The 1,401-nt window shown below is 62.4% G+C and carries 1 protein-coding gene; it reads left to right on the forward strand.

Going from position 1 to position 1,401, the window contains the following annotated elements; all coding sequences use genetic code 11:
• The first annotated feature begins 72 nt into the window (after nt 1–72).
• Complete coding sequence (locus GGQ88_RS21015; RefSeq protein ID WP_183615353.1) at nt 73–1,329, forward strand: IS701 family transposase; 1,257 nt, start codon at nt 73–75, stop codon at nt 1,327–1,329.
• The last annotated feature ends 72 nt before the right edge of the window (nt 1,330–1,401 follow it).

Consider the following 1,401-nt stretch of genomic DNA (forward strand, 5'->3'; position numbering starts at 1 on the left):
AATGTGATTTTTGGGATTCCCAAGGAGGAAAATCCCTGATTCATAGAGAGCCGGCTTTTCTGGAGGCTGGCGATGGAAGCAGACTGGCGGAGCGAACTCGAGGCATGGCTTTCGCCGTTCGCCGCGGCGTTGCGGAACAAGACGCGCCGACGGATGTGCCCGGCTTACATTGCGGGCCTGATTGGCCCCGGAGATCGCAAAAGTGTTCAGCCGATGGCGGCACGGGACGACGAGGTCAGCTACGACCGACTTCATCACTTCGTCGGCAGCGGCATCTGGGACGAAGCTCCGCTGGAGGCGGCGCTGCTTGCTGAGGCCGACCGGCAAGTTGGGGGCGATAATGCCTGGCTGATCATCGACGATACGGCTTTGCCCAAGAAGGGCCGACACTCGGTCGGTGTGGCGCCGCAGTATGCCTCGGCGCTCGGCAAGAACGCCAACTGCCAGACGCTGGTGTCGGTGACGCTGGCATCGCGCGAGGTACCTGTGATGGTGGGCTTGCGTCTGTTCCTGCCGGAGAGCTGGACGAGTGATGCGGCCCGCCTGGATCGCGCCGGGGTTCCAGAAGAGCTACGGCCTTACCGGACCAAGCACGAGATCGCGCTCGCTGAGATCGATAGGGTCCGTGCCGCCGGTGTTCGCTTCGGCTGTGTCCTTGCCGATGCCGGATACGGTCTCTCTGCGCCCTTCCGGCAGGGCCTGAGCGAGCGGGGCCTCGCGTGGGCTGTTGGCATTCCGTTCAAACAGAAGGTTTACCCCGCCGATGTCAGCATGGTCTTTCCCGTCGCCACTCGGGGGCGCCCGAGAAAGAACGCAATACCCGACATAACTTCGATCTCGGCGCAGGCGATGCTTGAGACGCTACCATGGCGCAAGGTCAGTTGGCGGCGCGGCACCAAAGGAAAACTCTCGGCCCGCTTCGCCGCTGTTCGTGTGCGTGTAGCAGACGGGCCACCGCAGCGTATCCACGATATGGGCGCTCAGCACTTGCCAGGCGAGGAAGTCTGGCTCGTCGGCGAACATCGCTCTACCGGCGAGCGCAAGTACGACCTCTCCAACTTGCCCACCGACACGCCGATCAAGCAACTGGCCGGCGCCATCAAAGCGCGCTGGGTCTGCGAACAGGCACATCAGCAACTCAAGGAAGAACTCGGCCTCGACCACTTTGAAGGTCGGTCGTGGAAAGGCCTGCACCGACATGCCCTGATGTCCATGATCGCCCTCGCCTTCCTCCAGTCACTCCGGCTCAAGCAGGGCAAAGGGGGGAAAAAGAATCTCAGGCCCTCCACCGAAACCGAGCCTGCCAGCAATCAGACAAGCCATCATTGACCGCCTTACCAGACCGCCGGACAAACCATGCCCTCACTGCGGGCGTCGACCTACCGACCCTCCAAACCAAAA

The organism is Novosphingobium hassiacum (genome assembly GCF_014196055.1).
GTDB lineage: Bacteria > Pseudomonadota > Alphaproteobacteria > Sphingomonadales > Sphingomonadaceae > Novosphingobium > Novosphingobium hassiacum.

Coding starts and splice junctions, on each gene's coding strand:
- GGQ88_RS21015 (WP_183615353.1), top strand. CDS start 73: ATGGAAGCAGACTGGCGGAGCGAACTCGAGGCATGGCTTTCGCCGTTC.